General features: G+C 43.6%; 16 protein-coding genes. 11 read left to right on the plus strand and 5 right to left on the minus strand.

What is annotated here, in order from left to right:
- Positions 1 to 47: 47 nt before the first annotated feature.
- Positions 48 to 689, minus strand: coding sequence for an OmpW/AlkL family protein (locus ACP7AE_RS05785; RefSeq protein ID WP_055124235.1), 642 nt, complete (start codon positions 687 to 689; stop codon positions 48 to 50).
- Positions 690 to 1,531: 842 nt separating this feature from the next.
- Here ACP7AE_RS05785 and ACP7AE_RS05790 point away from each other — a divergent pair.
- A complete protein-coding gene (locus tag ACP7AE_RS05790; protein ID WP_426241883.1) occupies positions 1,532 to 2,515 on the plus strand; it encodes an ion transporter in 984 nt (327 codons plus the stop codon).
- A 113-nt stretch (positions 2,516 to 2,628) separates the two neighbouring features.
- Here the strand turns inward: ACP7AE_RS05790 and ACP7AE_RS05795 are convergent, their stop codons facing one another.
- The 3 genes from ACP7AE_RS05795 to ACP7AE_RS05805 all read right to left on the minus strand — a co-directional run bounded on the left by ACP7AE_RS05795 (position 2,629) and on the right by ACP7AE_RS05805 (position 7,492).
- Complete coding sequence (locus tag ACP7AE_RS05795; RefSeq protein WP_426241885.1) at positions 2,629 to 3,276, minus strand: TerD family protein; 648 nt, start codon at positions 3,274 to 3,276, stop codon at positions 2,629 to 2,631.
- An 88-nt stretch (positions 3,277 to 3,364) separates the two neighbouring features.
- The gene (locus ACP7AE_RS05800) at positions 3,365 to 4,483 is read right to left on the minus strand and encodes a helix-turn-helix transcriptional regulator (RefSeq protein ID WP_201538976.1); all 1,119 of its coding nucleotides are present in this window, start codon (positions 4,481 to 4,483) and stop codon (positions 3,365 to 3,367) included.
- 165 nt (positions 4,484 to 4,648) lie between these two features.
- Positions 4,649 to 7,492 carry an AAA family ATPase gene (locus tag ACP7AE_RS05805; RefSeq protein ID WP_426241888.1) on the minus strand — a complete coding sequence of 948 codons (2,844 nt, stop codon included), beginning with the start codon at positions 7,490 to 7,492 and terminating at the stop codon, positions 4,649 to 4,651.
- Between the two features lie 363 nt (positions 7,493 to 7,855).
- Between ACP7AE_RS05805 and rsmG the strand changes: the two genes are divergently transcribed.
- The 10 genes from rsmG to ACP7AE_RS05855 all read left to right on the plus strand — a co-directional run bounded on the left by rsmG (position 7,856) and on the right by ACP7AE_RS05855 (position 17,800).
- Positions 7,856 to 8,572 carry a 16S rRNA (guanine(527)-N(7))-methyltransferase RsmG gene (gene rsmG / locus ACP7AE_RS05810; RefSeq protein ID WP_193836959.1) on the plus strand — a complete coding sequence of 239 codons (717 nt, stop codon included), beginning with the start codon at positions 7,856 to 7,858 and terminating at the stop codon, positions 8,570 to 8,572.
- A 225-nt stretch (positions 8,573 to 8,797) separates the two neighbouring features.
- The gene (locus ACP7AE_RS05815) at positions 8,798 to 9,577 is read left to right on the plus strand and encodes a ParA family protein (protein WP_201538977.1); all 780 of its coding nucleotides are present in this window, start codon (positions 8,798 to 8,800) and stop codon (positions 9,575 to 9,577) included.
- Positions 9,578 to 9,730: 153 nt separating this feature from the next.
- Positions 9,731 to 10,882: a ParB/RepB/Spo0J family partition protein gene (locus ACP7AE_RS05820; protein WP_426241891.1), complete on the plus strand. Its 1,152-nt coding sequence runs from the start codon at positions 9,731 to 9,733 to the stop codon at positions 10,880 to 10,882.
- Positions 10,883 to 10,967: 85 nt separating this feature from the next.
- Positions 10,968 to 11,702 carry a MotA/TolQ/ExbB proton channel family protein gene (locus tag ACP7AE_RS05825; RefSeq protein ID WP_426241893.1) on the plus strand — a complete coding sequence of 245 codons (735 nt, stop codon included), beginning with the start codon at positions 10,968 to 10,970 and terminating at the stop codon, positions 11,700 to 11,702.
- Positions 11,703 to 11,784: 82 nt separating this feature from the next.
- Positions 11,785 to 12,216 (plus strand): ExbD/TolR family protein, encoded by a 432-nt coding sequence (locus tag ACP7AE_RS05830; protein ID WP_426241895.1) that lies wholly within the window; start codon positions 11,785 to 11,787, stop codon positions 12,214 to 12,216.
- A 94-nt stretch (positions 12,217 to 12,310) separates the two neighbouring features.
- On the plus strand, positions 12,311 to 14,098 hold the full coding sequence (msbA, locus tag ACP7AE_RS05835) for a lipid A export permease/ATP-binding protein MsbA (protein WP_426241897.1): 1,788 nt from the start codon (positions 12,311 to 12,313) through the stop codon (positions 14,096 to 14,098).
- Positions 14,099 to 14,183: 85 nt separating this feature from the next.
- Entirely contained in the window at positions 14,184 to 15,326 is a 1,143-nt protein-coding gene (gene lpxK, locus ACP7AE_RS05840) for a tetraacyldisaccharide 4'-kinase (RefSeq protein WP_426241899.1), read from the plus strand.
- Positions 15,327 to 15,363: 37 nt separating this feature from the next.
- Positions 15,364 to 16,176, plus strand: a complete 813-nt coding sequence (kdsB, locus tag ACP7AE_RS05845; protein ID WP_426241901.1) for a 3-deoxy-manno-octulosonate cytidylyltransferase — start codon at positions 15,364 to 15,366, stop codon at positions 16,174 to 16,176.
- An 84-nt stretch (positions 16,177 to 16,260) separates the two neighbouring features.
- The gene (locus ACP7AE_RS05850; protein WP_426241903.1) at positions 16,261 to 17,397 is read left to right on the plus strand and encodes a DNA polymerase III subunit delta'; all 1,137 of its coding nucleotides are present in this window, start codon (positions 16,261 to 16,263) and stop codon (positions 17,395 to 17,397) included.
- 55 nt (positions 17,398 to 17,452) lie between these two features.
- Entirely contained in the window at positions 17,453 to 17,800 is a 348-nt protein-coding gene (locus ACP7AE_RS05855; RefSeq protein WP_426241905.1) for a PilZ domain-containing protein, read from the plus strand.
- Between the two features lie 300 nt (positions 17,801 to 18,100).
- Here ACP7AE_RS05855 and ppk2 read toward each other — a convergent pair whose 3' ends face one another.
- A complete protein-coding gene (ppk2, locus tag ACP7AE_RS05860; RefSeq protein ID WP_238049249.1) occupies positions 18,101 to 19,114 on the minus strand; it encodes a polyphosphate kinase 2 in 1,014 nt (337 codons plus the stop codon).
- Positions 19,115 to 19,360: the final 246 nt, after the last annotated feature.

A 19,360-nucleotide genomic window follows, 5' to 3' on the forward strand; every position in this document is an offset into this window, starting at 1 on the left:
GCCGGCGATTAAGCCAGCTTTTTTTATTCACATTACTTTATGTTATATTAGAAAGTCTTAACAAAAGCAACGCCATATACCCAAGGGCTGATGTCAACTTCACCAAGGTCAATGGTCTCACCATTAGCTTTTACGCTGGCGTCTGTTTTGATGTCCATATAGCGAGCATCAATACGGAAGTATTCAGTTGGGGCAAAAGGTATGTCAAGACCGATGTGACCAGCAACGCCAACGCTGTCATCAAGTTCTAATTTTTCGAAAGCATCGCTATAGATTTTTTCTTTAAAGAAAGTCGTATAGTTCACACCAACACCAACAAATGGCTTCACATTCATAGGCATGTTGTAGCCATCAAAGTGATACTGTACCGATAGAGTCGGTGGTAAATGCTGAGTTTTAGCATCGATAGTAGCATCGCCAGCAGTTAAGGTAATGTCATGATGGAATGGTGTAGCCGCTAGTAATTCAATACCAATGTTATTGGCAACGAAATATTCGCCGCTAATAGTTGGTTGAACATCACTGTCTACGTCGACACCAATAGTGCCATCTGCCAGAGTACCATTATCGCTTTTTGGGTCAACCATGTGAGCACCAGCAGCGACAGACCAAGTACCAGCTGGTACAGCAAATGCTGTGGTCATAGTAAGTGCAGCAGCAGTGGCTAAAACTAGGGATTGTAGTTTCATCATTTGATTCCTTAACGTGATAGAAGATTATCGGTGGCTATCTAACGAGGGATGACATTAGGTGCCGATACACAATGTTATGATTATTGACTAACCTGTAACATTACAACGCCATTATAATACAAAACCATATTTACTGTAAGGTTTTAAACGCATTTTAATGGCTTTTATGGCATAAATTTACCGTAACAGGTATATTTGTCGAGGTAATTAAAAATTACTTAGAACAGTTATCATTTTTGAAGCAAGACTTAGATTCCTTCATGCTGATGTTATACAGAGGTATGGCATTAGAATTTGGGCTATAGTCAATGATGCTAAACTCTCGCTGATATTTTTAGAATGTTAAAATGTCAAAAGCTTAGAGTCGGTAATGATAGTCTCATTACTTTTCGAATGAATAACGAGAGTGGGAAAAGAGGGGTAATATATTATGCTTGGCTATTGTAGTAATTCTCCTCTACGCTGCACAAACGCACGTTCTGTAACGATATTGGATCGGATGGACTCTTGCTGTCCTGAATGCAACTTATTTTTGCTGCCTGCTCAAGATATCAGTGAGCAATTACGTGCTGACGAACGATTCTTACGCTTCGCTATCATCGCTATTGTGCTGGTGCTAATTTTGTTTGCCTACATGTACTATTTAAATTTAGTATAATCACCGATCATGATTCATACTAAATAAGCCAGTCCTATCACTAGTAATGCTTTAAGAGCACTACATCGTCAAGTAGTGATGGGTATAAAATACTGATGGTGACTGAGCATTAACGTCATATTCTGTGATGACTGCTTTATTATATTAATATAAGACCGGTGTTTCACCGCATAGGGACGGCATGCTATTCCAATCTATACGGCGCTTGCGTCTTTTCGTTTACGATATTCTGCAAAATGATGAGCACGATACGCTGTTTAGCCGTTGCGTTGACTATTTTTTAATATTTTTAATCATGACCAATGTAGCAGCGGTCATTGCTGAGTCGGTTGACAGTTGGCATTACCCTTATCAAGAGTATTTTACTTGGTTTGAAAACTTCTCTATCGTGGTGTTTTCTATTGAGTATTTGCTGCGTTTGTGGAGTGTGGCAGAGGAAAAGCCAGATAACACCACTTGGCGTCAGCGCTGGGAATGGTTGAAAAGTCCTTCTGCGTTGATTGATTTAGTTGCCATTGCGCCAGCTTTCTTGAATTTCTTTGTTACGATTGACTTACGCTTTTTACGTATTTTACGTTTATTCCGAATTCTCAAACTGACACGCTATTTTGCTTCGTTACGCATCTTATTGGTGGTCATCAGCAAAGAAAAAGGCTCATTCCAAGCGGTTATTTTTATTTTAATAATTATGATTGTGACGGCCTCTAGCGGCATTTACTTGGTTGAAAACCACGCCCAGCCAGAAGAGTTTGAGTCGATACCTAAAGCGATGTGGTGGGCGGTGGTGACGCTAACGACGGTGGGCTATGGCGATGTCACGCCGATTACCAATGCGGGTAAAATATTGGGTGCGGTTATTACCATATTAGGTGTGGGTCTGGCGGCATTACCTGCAGGTATTTTAGCAACTGGTTTGGCAAATGAGCTTGCTCAGCGCCGTGAAGAGCTTGAACAAGACTTTCGAGCGCAGTTGATTGATAGTGATTTTGATTTGGTGAAAAATCAGATGATGATCGATAAAATTCGCCGTGAGCTGGGACTGGATAAAGAGCAGGCGCAAAATATCGTATTACAGGTATTACGCGAACAAGAGCTTGAGCGCCGCGAAAGAGAAGTGGAAGAACGACAAAAGAACTTTTGCCCACATTGCGGTGAGCCACTGTAAGTCTTTTATAGTGGTTACTTTAGGTTTCAAAAAATGGGTATGTAAGAAAAGGGTGCAACGTTCTGATAACGTTGCACCCTTTTTATTAGCAATAAACGGATATTTTATGGTATTTAGATAGCTTGTGGAATGGGTAGCGCACGTGCCAATTCATGGGCGACTTGCTGCGCCGCCGTCGCTAAATCTTCGGCAGGAAGGGGTAAGTTTTGCAATGTGAGATGCCAATCATCCACTTCTCGGCGTAAATGTGCCACCCACAGCGTCGTGCAATCACGTGGCAGTTGCTTTAGATTGACTTCAAAACATCGATTGCCTTCATCATCGCTTAGATGAATCTCGCCTTTTTTGACTCTTGAAAACGGATGACCGTGGTAAGAGTTGGCTATCATAGCAATATGGGTGATATGTGCTGGGATTTTATCTAAGTAAAGCCTGATTTGCTCTTGGTCAAGAGGTGCCAAATACATCGCTTGTTCGCCGCGATCTTTGCCATTGAGACTGTCGCCTTGATGTTTCACTGATTCCGCTTTATCGCGCAATTTTTTGAACCAAACGATATCACTGATGGTGCAATTGTCGTCATATAGTACGCAAGCCAAATCAATATCAATAGCGCTCTGGTTTTTTTTAAAGCGCTTAAACATGCCTTTTGGCTCAATCTTGGTAAATTCATAGTTTAGCGCAAAAAATAAGGTTCCAGCATCTAAGCCCAGTCCTCTTAAACTGTCTGACAGTAATGGCAATGAGGCAGTGGTCGGCATAACATTCCTTATCTACTTTCGTTCTTCATTTTTAAATAGTGGTAATCGTCTGAATACGGTTAAATTTGAGCGTCATTACCCGCAGTTATTATTTATGATCAAAAAACTTATCTAATACGGCTTGATGTAACAATGCTGGTTTGGCATTCAATAAACCATTGCCAAAACCACGCAACCACCAAACCAGTTGTGAAGTTAGGTTAACGGTGGCTTGAATGGTGAGCGTGTCATCATCCAACGTAACAGTTTGATCGTCACTGAGCTTGCTCTCAGTCAGGCTTTTGCCCGCTTGTTTGGTGAATTGTAGCTCAATAGCGGTGTTTTTGCCATGATTAGGCAGCTCACCGAATAAAGGGTGGCTAAAGCCCATACCACCAGCATCCAAATAAGTATCGAGTTGGAAACTATCAGGTGTTTGTGCGGCACTTTCGAGAATATCAACGCTAGTAAATCGATGTAGGGCAAAGGTACGAATGGTAAAGTTTGGATCATCAGTACGAGTTGCCAGCAGATAAATAATCACACCGCGCTGGATAATAGCGATGGGATTCAAAAGGTATTCACTGGCCTGTGATTTATTGCTGCGGGTATAGCAGGCTTTGATTTGTAATTGATAAAATAGCGCATGGTAAATATTGTCTTTGCTATCCAAGTCAATATGCGGCGCGATTAATGGCTGAGTGGCAGGCTCGATACGCACTCTGTCGATCCATGAATGGGTGACTTTACTGTTTTTTAGCTGCCGCCTTGCCAAGTCAAACCACGGAAATAATTCATCTAAAATAACAGGTGGTAGTAGCTGAGTTAGATTGGCTTCAACCATATTAAAGGCGACTGCTTGCGATAGATTCATGTGCGGTAAGCTTTGGAGTGGCGCGTCATCACGCCAGCGCCAGCCTTGTGGGTTGGCGTTGTTTTTCTCTATGGGAAAGCGTTTTGCCAGCGCATTTAAGTCGCGCTGAACGGTGCGCAGGCTGATGTCAAAGCCTGCCATCATCAGCTGCTCGTAGATATGGGTTGTGCCCACCCAGCGGTTGCGCTGTAGTTGCGATAGCACTTGCCACTGGCGCGCCGTCGTCGCCGCGCCATGGCGATTATCGTTGTTATCTCCTGAGACATGACTGTCCGCTGCCGCTACAGTATTAGCTTGCTCAACAGAGTTCGTTTGAGCATGAGAGTGGTCGGCGTCAGTAGAATGTACAGTCATTAAGCGATAACCTTTATGAAATTACGAGTTGGCTTTTGTATAGCTTAGCGGAGCATTAACCATTCATCATCGCAGAAAAGCATCGTAGCGTCTAGGGCATGTCTTCAATTAGTACACTGACTTATTAATTGGTTTTGACACGGCTAAATTTCACTATAAATCAGTTTATAGGGCGTCAATGGGTGTTTTAGTGGCATTGTTATCGATACCTTGATTGATGCCTTGATCATCATTTATAACGACTTCGTTGTGCTCCGTCTTGTCTTTGCATTTTTCTTTTTTTCTCTTGCCCCGTTTTTTTTGACGTTTTGCTTTCTGCTTCTTTTTATCTTTCTTTTTGGGCTTTTTATCATCCATACCATCGTCATTGTTATCTTGATTTTCATCCCATAACATCAGACGACTTAAGACTTTGCCAAACAACGTGTCTTTACGATAGCGACCTTTTTTATTCATGGTATCGATAGGTAAGCCAGTCATCAGCGTCAATGCTTCGCTAAGTGTATAGACACCATAAATATGAAATTCGTTCGCTTTGACGGCAGCAATGATGTCGTCACGCAGCATGAGCTGTTTGACATTGGCCATTGGAATGACCACGCCTTGCTGCCCAGTCAATTCTTGCTCGCGGCATGCATCAAAGAATCCAGCGATTTTAGAGTTGATACCGCCAACCGCTTGCACTTCGCCCAATTGGTTCATAGAGCCAGTAATGGCAAATGACTGATCAATCGGTACGTTTGCTAAGGCAGATAGCAGCGCACAGCCTTCGCTGACGGTGGCACTATCGCCATCGATATGGGCGTAGCTTTGTTCAAAAGCGAGTGAAGCACTAAAGTTGAGCGCATGATGTTGGCTGAATAATGCGCGCAAATAGCTGGTCATAATCAGCATGCCTTTGGCGTGTAAACTACCGCCCAAATCTACATCACGCTCGATATCGAGAATCTCACCGGTACCGATATTTGGTTGGATGACGGCAGTCAAGCGGGCGGGCATGCCAAACTCGCTATCGGCATAGCTGACCACTGTCAGCGCATTGACTTGTCCGACCGCGCTGCCTGTAGTTTGAATAAGCTGCTGACCGTTTTTTAGCTCATCCCAATAGAGGTCACGCAGGTATCCTGAACGCTCGTCCATATCATCGATGGCTTGTGTGACATGATAGGCATTAACAATGTTTTTTCCGCTTAAATGCGCGTGGCGGTTAGACTCATGCAACAGCTTGATTAATAAATCACTGTGCAAGCTTAAGCGGTCTTGGTCTTCTGCTTGTAAGCTTAAATGCTCAAGTAAGGCAGCTTGCGCGCTACGATCAAATGGATAGAGATTGGCATAGTCAATGATATCAGCCATTTTCGCGACTAACGCCAATTCGTGCTCACTGCTGCGAGGCACGTCATCGTGAAAGTCGGCGCGTACTTTAAATACCGCATCAAACTCAGGCTCAAGCTCTAACAGCTCATAATATAAGTCTGCTTCACCAAGCAAAATCACTTTAACATCAAGGTCAATGGGGGCAGGTGCTAACGATAAGCTGCCTGTTAAAGTCAGCATTTGTTCAAGGCTTGAGAGTTTGATTTTGCGTGATTGTAGCGCGCGCTTGAGACCCTGCCAAGCATACGGATGCTCAAGTAAGTGACTCGCTTCTAATAGTAAATAACCACCATTAGCACGGTGTAGAGCACCCGCTCGAATCATACTGACATCAGTGGTGACCGTGCCCAACTGGGTGATTTGCTCGACATGACCCAACAAGTTCAAATGCGTTGGCAAGTCCTCAAAGATGACGGGTGCACCGTCGTCCGGCGTGTGGCTGACAATGACGTTGACCGCATAGCGACTTGGAGTTGTGGCCAAAACTGCTGTCACAAACTCTTCGTCATCGCCATTGACGATGCGCTCGACATGCGTAACCATGTCGGCAAATACGGTCTTGAGATAGTCAATGACCAACGGGTGACTGGCAAATTGCTCATAAACAGGGGCAAATAACGGTTGTAATGCACGACGTGCAATATTGCGATGCAGGGCTTCTATCGCATCATTGGCTTCGTCCTCTAACTGCTCTAACGCGATGGTCAACTGACTTAAGCGTTTTTGCATATGGTTTTTTTGGACAAAGTTATTTAACTCAGCTTCGTATTCACTATTGCCGTATTCAGTATTGTTTTCATTCTGCTCTGCATTCGTAGGATCATTATACTCAGTGCTAGAAATGCTCGCTTTGCTACTATTATCGCGCACGTATTTATTTTTATGGCTAGCAGATAATTTATGATCACCACCACTAGTTTCTGTCGCGAGTTGACTGGGATGTACAAATACCGCTTTATTATCAAAGGAGCGAAACGTCAACGCCAAATCATATTGTTTGCCTTCCGCATTGAGCACATCATAAGCCTGACTTTCTTTTTGATGTGTGTCATTTTTGATGGCTTCGATTTTGCTTTGATATTGGTCACTACGAAAGCGTTGGCTCAATCGTTTTTTGGCTTGTTGCCATAAGTGATTGACTTGCTGCTGCAATAAGGAGGCTTGCCCCGCAGGTAGTCGCAGCGCTAAAGGGGTACGTGGATCGGTGAAATTATGCACATATACCCAGTCGTCAGGTGTGGGTGCATCGGCGGCAATGCGCGTTAGCAAGCGGCTGATGACGGTGCGTTTGCCCAAGCCATTTTCACCAGCAGCAAACACATGATAGCCACTGGCTTTGATATCCAAAGCTGTTTGTAAGGCTTTTAGTGCACGCTGCTGACCAAAGCCAACGTCTAGATCTGGTGCCGTGCGAGTATCCGAGGGCAATTCATCAGGGTCGCTATAGCGTTTTAGTTGCTCAGCGGTGACAAGGCATCCATGCTTGATATCAATAAAGCATGGATGCGGTGCATTCGGTGTTGCTGATTTGGTACTTTTTAATTCAATGATGGGTGTTGCCATATTATTAGCGTCTTTTTTATTAGCGTCTCTTGATAATTGAGAGGTAGGGATGTGTGGCTGTTTGGTCATAGGTATAAATTATAGCGTTTGTAGAAAGTGGCGTAGTTATTAAGTGTTATTTAAGTTTGCTAATGAGTGCTAATACTTGGTTTTTTCTAGTTAATTTGCATCGTTCATAAAAACATCTTACAAGATAAAACGGTGTTTTAAATAAATCATTAAAAGCAGTTTTGTATCATTAGCAGGCTCTGTTAAAAACGCCTATATAAGCAATCATTCATCATCCATTTAAGGCGATTAAAGAACAATAACGCCTCAATATAGGCTCAGATAGTATAAGATGTCTCACATTGGCGCAATCTGCAACTATTCAATGGGCAGACTGCATGATAAAATAGACGGTTCACATGTCAAAACTGGATAACTCGTTGTATGTCAGACTTTACTAAAACATCTTCATCCTCTGCTAACACGGGCAATATCCGTATTGATCCGACTGGCTTTGTAAAGCTTGGCGCACAGCTGCCAGCGCTGGCGAATACCTTGGCACAAGCGGTCAATGAGCTCAAGTTATCATTGAGTGAGACGCAGCAGCGCACATTATTATTGTACTTAGACCAGCTTTTGTTGTGGAATAAAGCGTATAATCTGACCGCCATCACTGATCCAGAAGAGGCGTTAATCAAACATATAATCGATTGTTTGGCTATTATAACGCATTTACCGTCAGGGTCACTGTTAGATATTGGCACAGGGGCAGGGATGCCAGCGGTTATCATTGCGATTTGTCAGCCAGAGCGTCAATGCACCGCACTTGATAGTAATCAGAAAAAAATTCGCTTTATTAAGCAAATTAGCAGCGAGCTTGGCTTGAATAATATGCAGCCAATTGCTTCTCGTATCGAGGCGCATGAAGCCAGCTATGACGTTGTGACTTCTAGAGCCTTTGCCAGTTTGATCGATTTTGTCGAAGTGGCTCAGCCGCGCTTAGCAGATAACGGTTACCTATGCGCGATGAAAGGCAAAGCGCCAAGCGATGAAGAACTACAAGCACTAGACAATGACTGGCATATTAAGACGATTAAGCTTAAAGTGCCTCGTTTACATGATAGTCGTCATTTAATTGAATTGTCCTATAAAAATGTCTAAGCTATGAACACCTTTTAAGTGATACGTGTCGGTGACACATGATTTTGTTGATATTTGAATGGCAAGATATTCAAAATATGGTGATATAAATCGTGCTAATTATATAGAGATGCTCATATTGTTTACGCTTATGAGTATGATGCTATGCAAAGTTTAGCGAAAAATTGATTGTGTAAGCCAAAAGTAAAATAACAGTAATAGACCCTAATTAAATTGAGTGAGTGTATGGAAATCATAGCAATTGCGAATCAAAAAGGCGGCGTGGGTAAAACCACGACGGCAGTGAATTTGACCGCCAGCTTGGCTGCGAAGCGCAAGCATGTACTGCTGATTGACTTAGACCCACAGGGTAATGCGACCAGTGGTACGGGTGTCGATAAGAATGAATTGGCACTGACGATAGCGGACGTATTATTGGATGGCTTGTCGCTGTCTGATGCTATTGTTACCAGTCCGGCGGGGTTTGATGTGATCGGTGCCAATCGTGATTTGGCTGGCATGGATATTACCTTGATGAATAAGACCGATAGTCATGAGCTGTTTAAAACAGCAATGGTGGCTTTGGTTAATGATCAGATAGCTGCTAAAAAACCTGCTTACGATTATGTGGTTATAGACTGTGCACCCAGCTTGAATTTGCTGACGATTAATGCGTTAGTTGCTACAGACAGCGTCATTATTCCGATGCAGTGCGAATATTATGCATTAGAAGGCTTGGCTGATTTGTCGCAGACGATAGAGCGTTTAACCGAGTTGAATCCAAAGCTATATATCCGCGGTGTGGTGAGAACATTATTTGATGCACGCAATACACTGGCTCGGGATGTGTCGGCCGAGCTTGAAGCGCACTTTGGCGATATTATGTATAAAACCCATATTCCAAGAAATATTCGTTTGGCAGAAGCGCCAGCGCATGGTTTGCCAGTTATCGCTTACGAGAGATGGTCAAAAGGTGCGCGCGCTTATCAAAAATTGGCGGCTGAAGTCATGAAACAAAGTGACTAATATGCATGTATGCATGTTTTTTAGCACCAGTGATAAAATGTCAGCACAAGCGACTAAACAGATATTGAACATTGAATGTCGTATTTATAAGTAATGAGTAAGCTGTATTAATAATTATTTGGCTTTTATTTTAGCGTTAGAGGATAGGTAATCATGGCGAAGAAAAGAGGGTTGGCTGCCAATCGAGGCTTAGATGCCTTATTGGGGTCAATCAAAAAAGAAAAGCAAATCACCGCCTCTGCCTTGCAAGACGATATGGCGGCGCGTGAGAGTACTTTGCCAGCTGAAACGATAAACGCTGATAGATTAAATATTAGCACGCCTGCTCAATCTGATAGTAATGAGACCAGTGAAAAACCAACGACCAAAGCTATCGCCTCTGACGCCACTACCAGCAGTCGAACCACACGGTCGCCGCGCACGATAAATAAAGTTACGACTAATAAGAGTCGTGTTAATGGAACAGATGCCATTGCCTCTGAAGACCAGATCAGCTTGGTGCAAATAGATGTCACGCGTTTGCAAGCAGGTAAGTATCAGCCACGCCGTGATATGAGTGAAACGGCGCTTGCAGAGCTGGCGTCTTCGATTGAGCAGCACGGTGTCATGCAACCGATCGTTATCCGTCCGTTATTGGCTAATGAAGACAAGAGTGAAGCATTCGTTACCCATGAGATCATTGCTGGTGAGCGCCGCTGGCGTGCAGCAAAAATGGCAGGTAAATCTGTCATTCCAGCGATTGAACGTGCTTTATCGGATGAGCTTGCCATCGCACTGGCCTTGATTGAAAATATCCAGCGTGAAGACTTGTCTGTGATTGAGCAGGCCGCCGCATTACAACGTTTTCATACTGAATTTGGTATGAGTCATGCGATGATTGCCGAAGTCGTTGGCAAGGCGCGCACCACCGTATCAAACCTGCTGCGTCTCAATCAGCTGCATGATACCGTCAAAGATCATTTGGCAAATAGCGCCCTAGATATGGGTCATGCGCGCACGCTCTTGGCATTATCCTCTGAGCAGCAGCCGATTATCGCGCAAAAAATTATCGACGGTGGTATGACGGTACGCGACGCTGAAAAGTTGGTTAAATCGATCTTGCAGCCTGCGCCTAAAGCCAATCGTGCTGAGCAAACGCAATCTCGTGAGGTTGAGCGCTTAACGCAAAGACTGACAGATATGTTAGGGGCTGAAGTCAAACTCAAACTCAAACACAAAAAAGATGGTCAAGGTAGTGTTGAGATATTTTTCCATAACCAAGATCAGTTAGCAGCTTTGATTAAGCACATAGAAGCACAGGCTTGATATCGCTAACGAGTTTGTCATGATGCTGTAAATTTAAGATATTTTGATAGCCGCTATTTTTATAAAAATATAAAAGAGAGTCAATATGTGGGAGTTGGTAAAAGCGGGTGGGTGGTTGATGACACCTATCGTGGTGTGCTCAATATTGGCATTGGTTATCATCATCGAGCGTAGTCATACCTTACAGTTTAATAAAGTTGCTCCGAGTAGATTGCGCGAACAGCTAATCACGCGCTTACGTGAGAATGGGGATATTGGTCGTACACAGTTGATGAATGTCAAAGAAAAAACACCTTTGGGAGATATTTTAGCGACAGGGCTGCTGTATCGTCAATATGGCTTAGACTCGATGACGATGCATATGCAAAACCGCGCTAGCGTACAAGTGCATCAGTTAGAAAAAAACATCAATATGCTTGGGACCATAGGGGCGATTGCGCCACTACTCGGTTTGTTAGGCACGGTGTTAGGCATTATTTCGTCGTTTTTGGCGATTACCGATGGGGCGATGCAAGACCCAACGATGCTTGCTGCTGGTGTGTCACAAGCGTTGATTACGACTGCTGCTGGTATGATCGTGGCTATTCCAGCACTGGTTGCCTATCGTTATTTTCAGCGCCGTATTATCGATATTAATGCCCAATTTGAGACGCAAGCGGGGCTCATGATTCAAGAGTTGTATGATTATCATTTGCTGGAAAATACGTCTGCTACTGGCTTGAATGTGCCTGCACATCGTGCGCCATCGGCTGACGTTGTAGATCACGAGTATGCAGTGGATGGGTTAAGCTCAAATAATGGTGTTGCCGTCACTTCTTAGCATTTCTTAGTATTTGTGACTGTTCAGCACGCCCTAATAATCCATCAAGCACATGAGTATTCAGTAAATTAAAGAGAGTGATATGCGCTTTAGAAAACCGACTGTTGAGCCGCTCGAAATTAACTTGACCCCGATGATTGATTGCTTGTTATTTTTGATTGTGTTTTTGCTGCTGGCAACATCGTTTAATCATTTTAGTCGTTTAAATATTATTCTTCCTGAAGCTGAAGGTGTTGCGCTGACAGAAGAGAAAAACAGTATCGAAGTGGCAGTACAAGAAGATGGCAGTTATCTGGTGAACGGTATTACGCTTGCCAGTAGTAATGAGGCAGAGTTGACCGGTATGCTACAACAAGAAGCTGGCAGTAATCGTGACATGCTATTTGTTATTGCTGCGGATGCCAATGCCACCCACCAATCAGTTGTGCGAGTGATGGACATTGCGGGTAAACTGGGGTTTTTGAATCTTAATATCAGTACGGTCGTGCCACTTGGTCAGCCGTTACCGCAGTAGCCTATAGCTACTTTAGTGCCATTGATAGATGCTCTTATAAAACTGCGATTTTAATGCAGTCCATTCATATTATGACCCCCAAATTGAGGCTTTTATGAGCCAAGCATATCAACCTGACTCTGCAAAAACTGCTGCTAAAAAACTATCAGCAGAGCCGTCAAACATACCTAAACATAAGACCTTGCTGCGTTTGCTGAGTTATCTAAAGCCATACTGGTGGGCATTAATGCTTACTGTGTTGGGCTTTGCGATTAATGCAGCGACAGAGATTTGGATTGCCAAATTACTTCAATACATCACCGATGCCATTAATCAGAACGATCAAAGCAAACAGGATTTATTTCCATTATTGATCATTGGTCTGTTTTTTGTCCGCGGTGTTGGTAGCTTTTTGGGTAATTATTATTCTGCTCTGGTCTCACGTAATTTGGTATATGAGCTGCGAGTGGAAGTCTTTAATAAATTGCTTCGTCTGCCAAGCTCTTTTTACTTAGCCAATCCTGCTGGTACCATTTCATCCAAGCTGATATTTGATGTTGAGCAAGTCACCGCAGCTAGTACAGACTCTATGAAGACGCTACTGCGTGATGGTCTGACAGTCGTCGCCTTGATAGGTTTCTTGCTTTATAGCAATTGGCGTTTGACGTTGATTTTATTCGTTGTGCTACCGCCAATATTGTGGCTTATTCGCATCGCCTCAAAGCGTTATCTAAAGTTGTCTAAAGGTATACAAGAGACGATGGGTGATGTCAGCCATATTACCAATGAAGTGATTGGTGGCTATCAGGTTGTCAAAAACTATGGCGGTCAAGTATACGAAGCCGCACGCTTCGATAAAACATCAAAAAAGAACTTACGCCAAGGCATGAAGGTCGTGGTGACCAACAGTATCAATACACCAGCAGTACAGCTGCTAATGGCTGTCGCCATGTCAGTTGTGGTGTGGCTTGCACTACGCCCGTCGGTGATCGACAATATCTCAGCGGGTGAGTTTATATCATATATCGCCGCTGCAGGTTTGCTCAGCAAGCCGGTACGCTCATTGACTGATATCAATCAAAAACTGCAAAAAGGTATCGCGGCAGGTGAGTCTATTTTTGCCTTGTTAGATGAGCCAGAAGAAACAGACACTGGTGTGCTTAGCCCTGCTTTGACGGGCGAAATCAAGCTGGATAATGTCAGTCTGATTTATCCTGACTCAACGGTCGCTTTGCGTGACTTTACGTTAGATGTAAAAGCGGGTGAGACGGTTGCATTGGTAGGGCGAAGTGGTGCTGGTAAGTCATCTTTAGTAAATTTACTGACGCGCACCTTATCGACCTCTTCTGGGCAAATTACCTTGGATGGTATACCGATTGAAGACATTAAGCTTGAGAGCTTACGGGCGCAGATTGCGATGGTCAATCAACAAGTAGTCCTGTTCAATACCACGGTATTTAACAATATTGCTTATGGTGGCTTAGCCAATAAAACCCAAGCGGAGGTTGAGCGCGCCGCAAAAGATGCCTTTGCTCATGATTTTATTATGAAAATGCCAAACGGCTATCAAAGTGAAATTGGTGCTGAAGGTTTGCAGCTGTCTGGCGGGCAGCGTCAGCGCTTATCGATTGCTCGTGCGCTATTAAAAGATGCACCGATTTTAATTTTAGATGAAGCAACCAGTGCGTTAGACAATGAATCAGAGTATTACATTCAGCAAGCGCTTGATAATGTGATGAAAGATCGTACCACATTAGTCATTGCACATCGACTGACCACCATTGAATCAGCCGATCGTATCGCCGTGTTAGACAGCGGTCAAATCGTCGAGTTAGGCACGCACGATGAGCTTATGCAATTGCAAGGTCATTATGCGCAAATGTATGAACGCGACTTTGAATAAAATTATCGGACTATTCTTTGAGCAGCTTTGACGTTCAAATCGTGCTAAGTTCAAGTTTAGCTGAATAGGTAAGTGGTCAATTATCATGAGTATTGAAACGACAGTGACGCGTGCCTGGCAACGTCAAGCCGCTTGGCTATGGCTATTGCTACCTGTTAGTTGGTTGTACGGACTTATCACCACGCTGCGTCGTCAAGCTTACAAAGCTGGACTGTTAGCAAGTTATCGTGCGCCTGTCCCCGTTATGGTGATCGGTAACATCAGCGTGGGCGGTAGTGGTAAAACGCCATTAATTATTGCTTTGGTTGATTATCTACAAGAACGGGGAATAAAGGTAGGTGTTATTAGTCGTGGTTATGGTGGTGATACCAGTCAAATGCCCGCTTTGGTCGATGCCACCAGTTTGCCCAATGTGGTAGGGGATGAGCCTTGTTTGATTGTTAATATGACAAATGCACCCATGGCAGTATGTCCTGATCGTAAGCAAGCAATTATGACCTTGTTAGCTGCCCATCCTGAGTTGCAATTCATTATTGCCGACGATGGCTTGCAGCATTATGCACTGCAACGTGACATTGAATGGATTGTGGTCGATTCGGCACGGGGCTTTGGTAATCAACAGCTCTTGCCAACAGGGTTTTTACGTGAGCCTATGTCACGCTTACAGGGGGCAACTGTCATCTATCATGAGCCACTAAAAACAGATTTAGTTGGTAATAACAAAGATAATAATAGTAGTCTGTATCGAGCCCATCGTTTGACAATGCACTTAGAGGCGAATGCTCTGCAACTCTTATGGCAACCTACTTTATCTTATTCTCAAATTGATATGCCTAAAAAGGGTTGTAGAGTGCATGCGGCGAGCGGTATTGGTTATCCGCAGCGGTTTTTTGATACTTTAAATTCGCTAGGCTTCGATGTCGTTGGACATGCTTATCCTGATCATTATGATTTTGAGTTGGCGGAATTATTGCAGTATACCGAATATCCAATCGTAGTCACCAGTAAAGATGCGGTAAAAATAAGAGCGTTGCTATCGAAAGCCACTACTGATAAAGCGCTGAATAATGAATATCAAGAGCTGATAAACAGACTATGGGTACTGCCAGTAACCGCCGAACTCTCTGACAGCTGTTATGATAATCTGCAGCAGCAGCTAAAGAAGCTAGGTATTGATATCGCAAACAATAACAGTACCAATAATAATACCAAAGCAAATAATAGATGATGCTTTAAACCGTATAAAAATTGCTATAGGAAACCCCATGTCGTCAGTAATTATACCCGCCAAAACTCATATTGTTATCCCTGCTCGTTTTAAGAGCACGAGGCTGCCTGGCAAGCCATTACTAGAGATACATGGTAAGCCGATGATTCTTTGGGTTGCTGAAAAGGCGCAAACAGCCCACTTCGCTGATGATATGTGTATTGCCACGGATGATGACGATATTGCCAAGGTATGCATGGATGCAGGGTTTGATGTGGTGATGACCAGTAGCGAGCATGCTTCAGGCACTGACCGTTTGGCAGAAGTTGCCGCCATCAAAGGGTGGGCTGACCATGATATCGTGGTCAACATGCAAGGCGATGAACCGTTAGTGCCACCGTTATTATTGGAGCAGGTAAAGGCGCTTTTGGTCGCAGACAGTGATAGCGTGATGGCGACTTTGTGTGAGCCTATCGATGACTATGAGACCTTTATGCGTCCATCAGTGGTCAAGGTTGTCAGTCAACACGCTAATGACTTGCAACGTGCGATTTATTTTAGCCGAGCACCCATTCCTTGTGATCGTGATGTCGTATTGTCCAATGATGATCATAGAAACCCACCAAAAAATGCTTATCGCCATTTAGGGTTATATGCTTATCGCGTCCGTTTATTACAGCAGTTTGTGCATTGGCCGCAAACGCCACTTGAGAGACTTGAGAGCCTAGAGCAGTTACGGGTTTTAGAAAATGGAGCGCAGATTGCTATTTCAGTTGCCGCTTGTCATCTACCTGCAGGGGTCGATACCCAAGAAGATTTAGACCGCTTAAATGCCATGAGTTTGACTGAATTTCAGAACCCCATTGGATAAATAGCCTAAGCAAAAATATTTCATCTAAAGCGTCATGAACACGCTATATCCTGAATAATCAAGCGAAGTTATAGGACGTTAGCTATGAGTGATAAGACGCAAAATACAGGCACAATGGATACTACAGACCACATTTATTTCGCCGCGTTATTGCCATGGCAGCAAAATCTGTGGTCGCAATTGACCAAGCGAGTTTTGACATCACAGCAATCTTTGCCACATGCACTATTAGCTGCTGGTATGCAGGGTATGGGCAAGCGAGCTTTTGTATGGCGTTTGGTTGCTTGGCTATTATGCCGTGAGCGTGATAGCCATCCCACAGGGGCTTGCGGCGCGTGCGAAAGTTGCCAATGGCTAAGATCTGGCACGCATCCAAGCTTACAGGTATTGCCACTGATCAGTATGCCAATCAGTGCAGACAATGCTGATAATAAAGAGAAATTAAGTAACGCTGCAAAGGATAAAAAATCATCCAAAACAGCTAATAATAGTGCTCTTAAGATTAAAGTGGATGATATCCGTAACTTGCAGCCTTTTATCTACCAAGGTGGTCAAGGGATGCGTATTTGTGTGTTAGACCATGCAGAGCAAATGACGATTGCCGCGGCCAACGCGCTACTCAAAACTTTGGAAGAACCACAAGCTAAAGTCCATTTATTTTTGATCAGCGATACTCCAGCACAACTACTGCCCACCATTAAAAGTCGGGTGCAGCAGTTGCCATTACAGACCATTCAGCCTGTAATCGCCGTTGACTATGTGACACAGGCACTTGGCTCTACGGTCAATCGTGAAGCGGTCGGAACGGCTGCGATTGAGCAGCTTATTCAATTGGCAAATGGGGCACCTTTGGCCGCGATAGCCATGGCACAAGCGCCATGGTATAGCAAACGTGCGCTATGGTTGACGACGTGGCAGGCATTGCGGAGCGGTAAACGTAGTAGTGTGGCAGCCAGTGACTATTGGCAAAACCAACTGAGTATCACAGAATTTATTCAGCTGTCTGAGCTGATGCTACTTGATATGCGCCGTGTTTGCTTAGGGCTTAATGAGCTTCAAAAAGACGTCAATCTATCCGCTGCCTTAGAAAAGTTTCCACCTGATAATAATGGCCTAGCACTTTTTTCTAATAGCTTGCAGCAGACAAAAATCGCTCTGCAACAAAATGTGCAAGAAAAATTTGCCTATGATAAGCTAATGCAAGAATTGGCTTGTTTATAAGAAAATCTGCCTCGATAGCAAATAAAAATACCAAACTTAATGAAGGAAGCTGACTATGGCCATGCCAGGACGCGGCGGGATATTAACCTGTCACATTGAAAATATCGAAATTTTATATGCCAGCTACTTGTCCTTTGTCAGTAATGGCGCATTATTTGTGCCATCCAATGACGCTCAGCAGCTAGGTAACGAGGTATTTATCGCCATCACTTTACCCAATTCTAGCGAGCGTTTGCCTATGAATGGCAAAGTAGTTTGGATCAACGCCAAAACTCAAGGTGGTCGACCGGCAGGTTTTGCGGTACAGATTGGAACTGATATTGCAGGTCAAAGAATTAAAAACGAAGTTGAGCGATTATTGGCGGGTAAAATAGATGGTTTGCAGTCCACGTATACCATGTAATTATTTATTATACTTGTAATGGTTTTGATGAGTGTTAGACGACTATTATTAAATAAACAGTATAAAAAAAGCCACCTTATATATCGATAAGGCGGCTTTTTTTATGAGCATAAGACTAGGGCGTGTCTTCATTTTAAAAATGGTGATAAAAGTTGCCGTCAAACAATAAAGGCAATGCCAATAATATCGAGATATCAATAAGCTGTTTGACTATCCTTGGCAAAATGTAGCCATTATTAGCCAATTTAGAGGACAATCGATTAAATTGAGGACACACCCTAAGTAAAACTATTATATCTTTTAATAGCGCGGTGGCACATACATATCATCTGGAATAGGCTCACGGTAGTATTCGTCATCACGTTTACGATCGGGTAATTCTACCTCATCACGTGGCACTTCCTTATAAGGAATTTGTTCGAGTAGATGAGCAATACAGTTTAGCCTTGCGCGTTTTTTATTGTTACCTTCAACCACCCACCAAGGTGCTTCAGGGATATGCGTTCGCTCAAACATGGTCTCTTTAGCCTTGGTATAGTCTTCCCAACGGCGGCGTGATTGTAAGTCCATGGCTGAGAGCTTCCATTGCTTGAGCGGGTCATGAATACGGCTCATAAAGCGTGAATGCTGCTCATCATCAGTGATCGAAAACCAGTACTTCACCAAGCGAATACCTGAGCGGACTAGCATACGTTCAAACTCAGGCACCGACTGAAAAAATTCTTCATACTGTGTATCGGTACAAAACCCCATCACACGCTCAACCCCCACACGGTTATACCAACTGCGGTCAAACAGCACAATCTCACCAGCAGCAGGCAAATGGGCGACATAACGCTGAAAATACCATTGTGATTGCTCACGTTCCGTCGGTGCAGGTAGGGCAGCCACTCGACACACACGAGGATTTAAGCGCTGCGTGATACGCTTGATAGCGCCACCTTTACCCGCCGAATCACGACCCTCAAATATGACGACGATACGCTCACCGCGATCAACGACCCAGTCTTGCAACTTAATAAGCTCGCGCTGTAGCCTTACCAACTCTTGAAAGTACATACGACGATCAAGTCTTTCTTGCTCACTCATTTCGCGCCCATCAAAACGAAAGTCACGCACATAATCATCTATCTCGTTTTCTAACTCTTCATCATAAGTATCGATGAGGTCTTCGTGCATCTTACGACGCAACTGATCATTAAAAACCTCCTTATCCATACGCTCGATAAAACTGTGTTGCTCAGGTGAGCTAAGTTCCTGACGCTCTTGTGGCGTGAGGGATTTGGGATTGATGGACGAAGGTATCTTACCCATAAAAAACTCCTAATCAGTGTTGTTATGATTTTTATTGGTTATCCTCTTACTTTAGCATAACTACCGATAGAGCTATGCGTTGGCTACGTTTCATTATTGTGTTGTTAGCAAGACCGTGACTAACATCCAGTTTTGAGTAGTGAATGGGCATAAAAAAGCACCCTTTAATCCATCGATTAAAGAGTGCTTTAAAGTATTCATGCTAACTATTGACTGATAATACCAATCAAATAATAGCAGTCAAAG

The organism is Psychrobacter sp. TWP2-1-2 (genome assembly GCF_049896785.1).
Lineage (GTDB): Bacteria > Pseudomonadota > Gammaproteobacteria > Pseudomonadales > Moraxellaceae > Psychrobacter.

Excerpts from the sequence above, each read along its gene's own strand:
- ACP7AE_RS05785 (WP_055124235.1), bottom strand. The coding sequence starts at position 689 with ATGAAACTACAATCCCTAGTTTTAGCCACTGCTGCTGCACTTACTATG.
- ACP7AE_RS05790 (WP_426241883.1), top strand. The coding sequence starts at position 1,532 with ATGCTATTCCAATCTATACGGCGCTTGCGTCTTTTCGTTTACGATATT.
- ACP7AE_RS05795 (WP_426241885.1), bottom strand. The coding sequence starts at position 3,276 with ATGCCGACCACTGCCTCATTGCCATTACTGTCAGACAGTTTAAGAGGA.
- ACP7AE_RS05800 (WP_201538976.1), bottom strand. The coding sequence starts at position 4,483 with ATGACTGTACATTCTACTGACGCCGACCACTCTCATGCTCAAACGAAC.
- ACP7AE_RS05805 (WP_426241888.1), bottom strand. The coding sequence starts at position 7,492 with ATGACCAAACAGCCACACATCCCTACCTCTCAATTATCAAGAGACGCT.
- rsmG (WP_193836959.1), top strand. The coding sequence starts at position 7,856 with ATGTCAGACTTTACTAAAACATCTTCATCCTCTGCTAACACGGGCAAT.
- ACP7AE_RS05815 (WP_201538977.1), top strand. The coding sequence starts at position 8,798 with ATGGAAATCATAGCAATTGCGAATCAAAAAGGCGGCGTGGGTAAAACC.
- ACP7AE_RS05820 (WP_426241891.1), top strand. The coding sequence starts at position 9,731 with ATGGCGAAGAAAAGAGGGTTGGCTGCCAATCGAGGCTTAGATGCCTTA.
- ACP7AE_RS05825 (WP_426241893.1), top strand. The coding sequence starts at position 10,968 with ATGTGGGAGTTGGTAAAAGCGGGTGGGTGGTTGATGACACCTATCGTG.
- ACP7AE_RS05830 (WP_426241895.1), top strand. The coding sequence starts at position 11,785 with ATGCGCTTTAGAAAACCGACTGTTGAGCCGCTCGAAATTAACTTGACC.
- msbA (WP_426241897.1), top strand. The coding sequence starts at position 12,311 with ATGAGCCAAGCATATCAACCTGACTCTGCAAAAACTGCTGCTAAAAAA.
- lpxK (WP_426241899.1), top strand. The coding sequence starts at position 14,184 with ATGAGTATTGAAACGACAGTGACGCGTGCCTGGCAACGTCAAGCCGCT.
- kdsB (WP_426241901.1), top strand. The coding sequence starts at position 15,364 with ATGTCGTCAGTAATTATACCCGCCAAAACTCATATTGTTATCCCTGCT.
- ACP7AE_RS05850 (WP_426241903.1), top strand. The coding sequence starts at position 16,261 with ATGAGTGATAAGACGCAAAATACAGGCACAATGGATACTACAGACCAC.
- ACP7AE_RS05855 (WP_426241905.1), top strand. The coding sequence starts at position 17,453 with ATGGCCATGCCAGGACGCGGCGGGATATTAACCTGTCACATTGAAAAT.
- ppk2 (WP_238049249.1), bottom strand. The coding sequence starts at position 19,114 with ATGGGTAAGATACCTTCGTCCATCAATCCCAAATCCCTCACGCCACAA.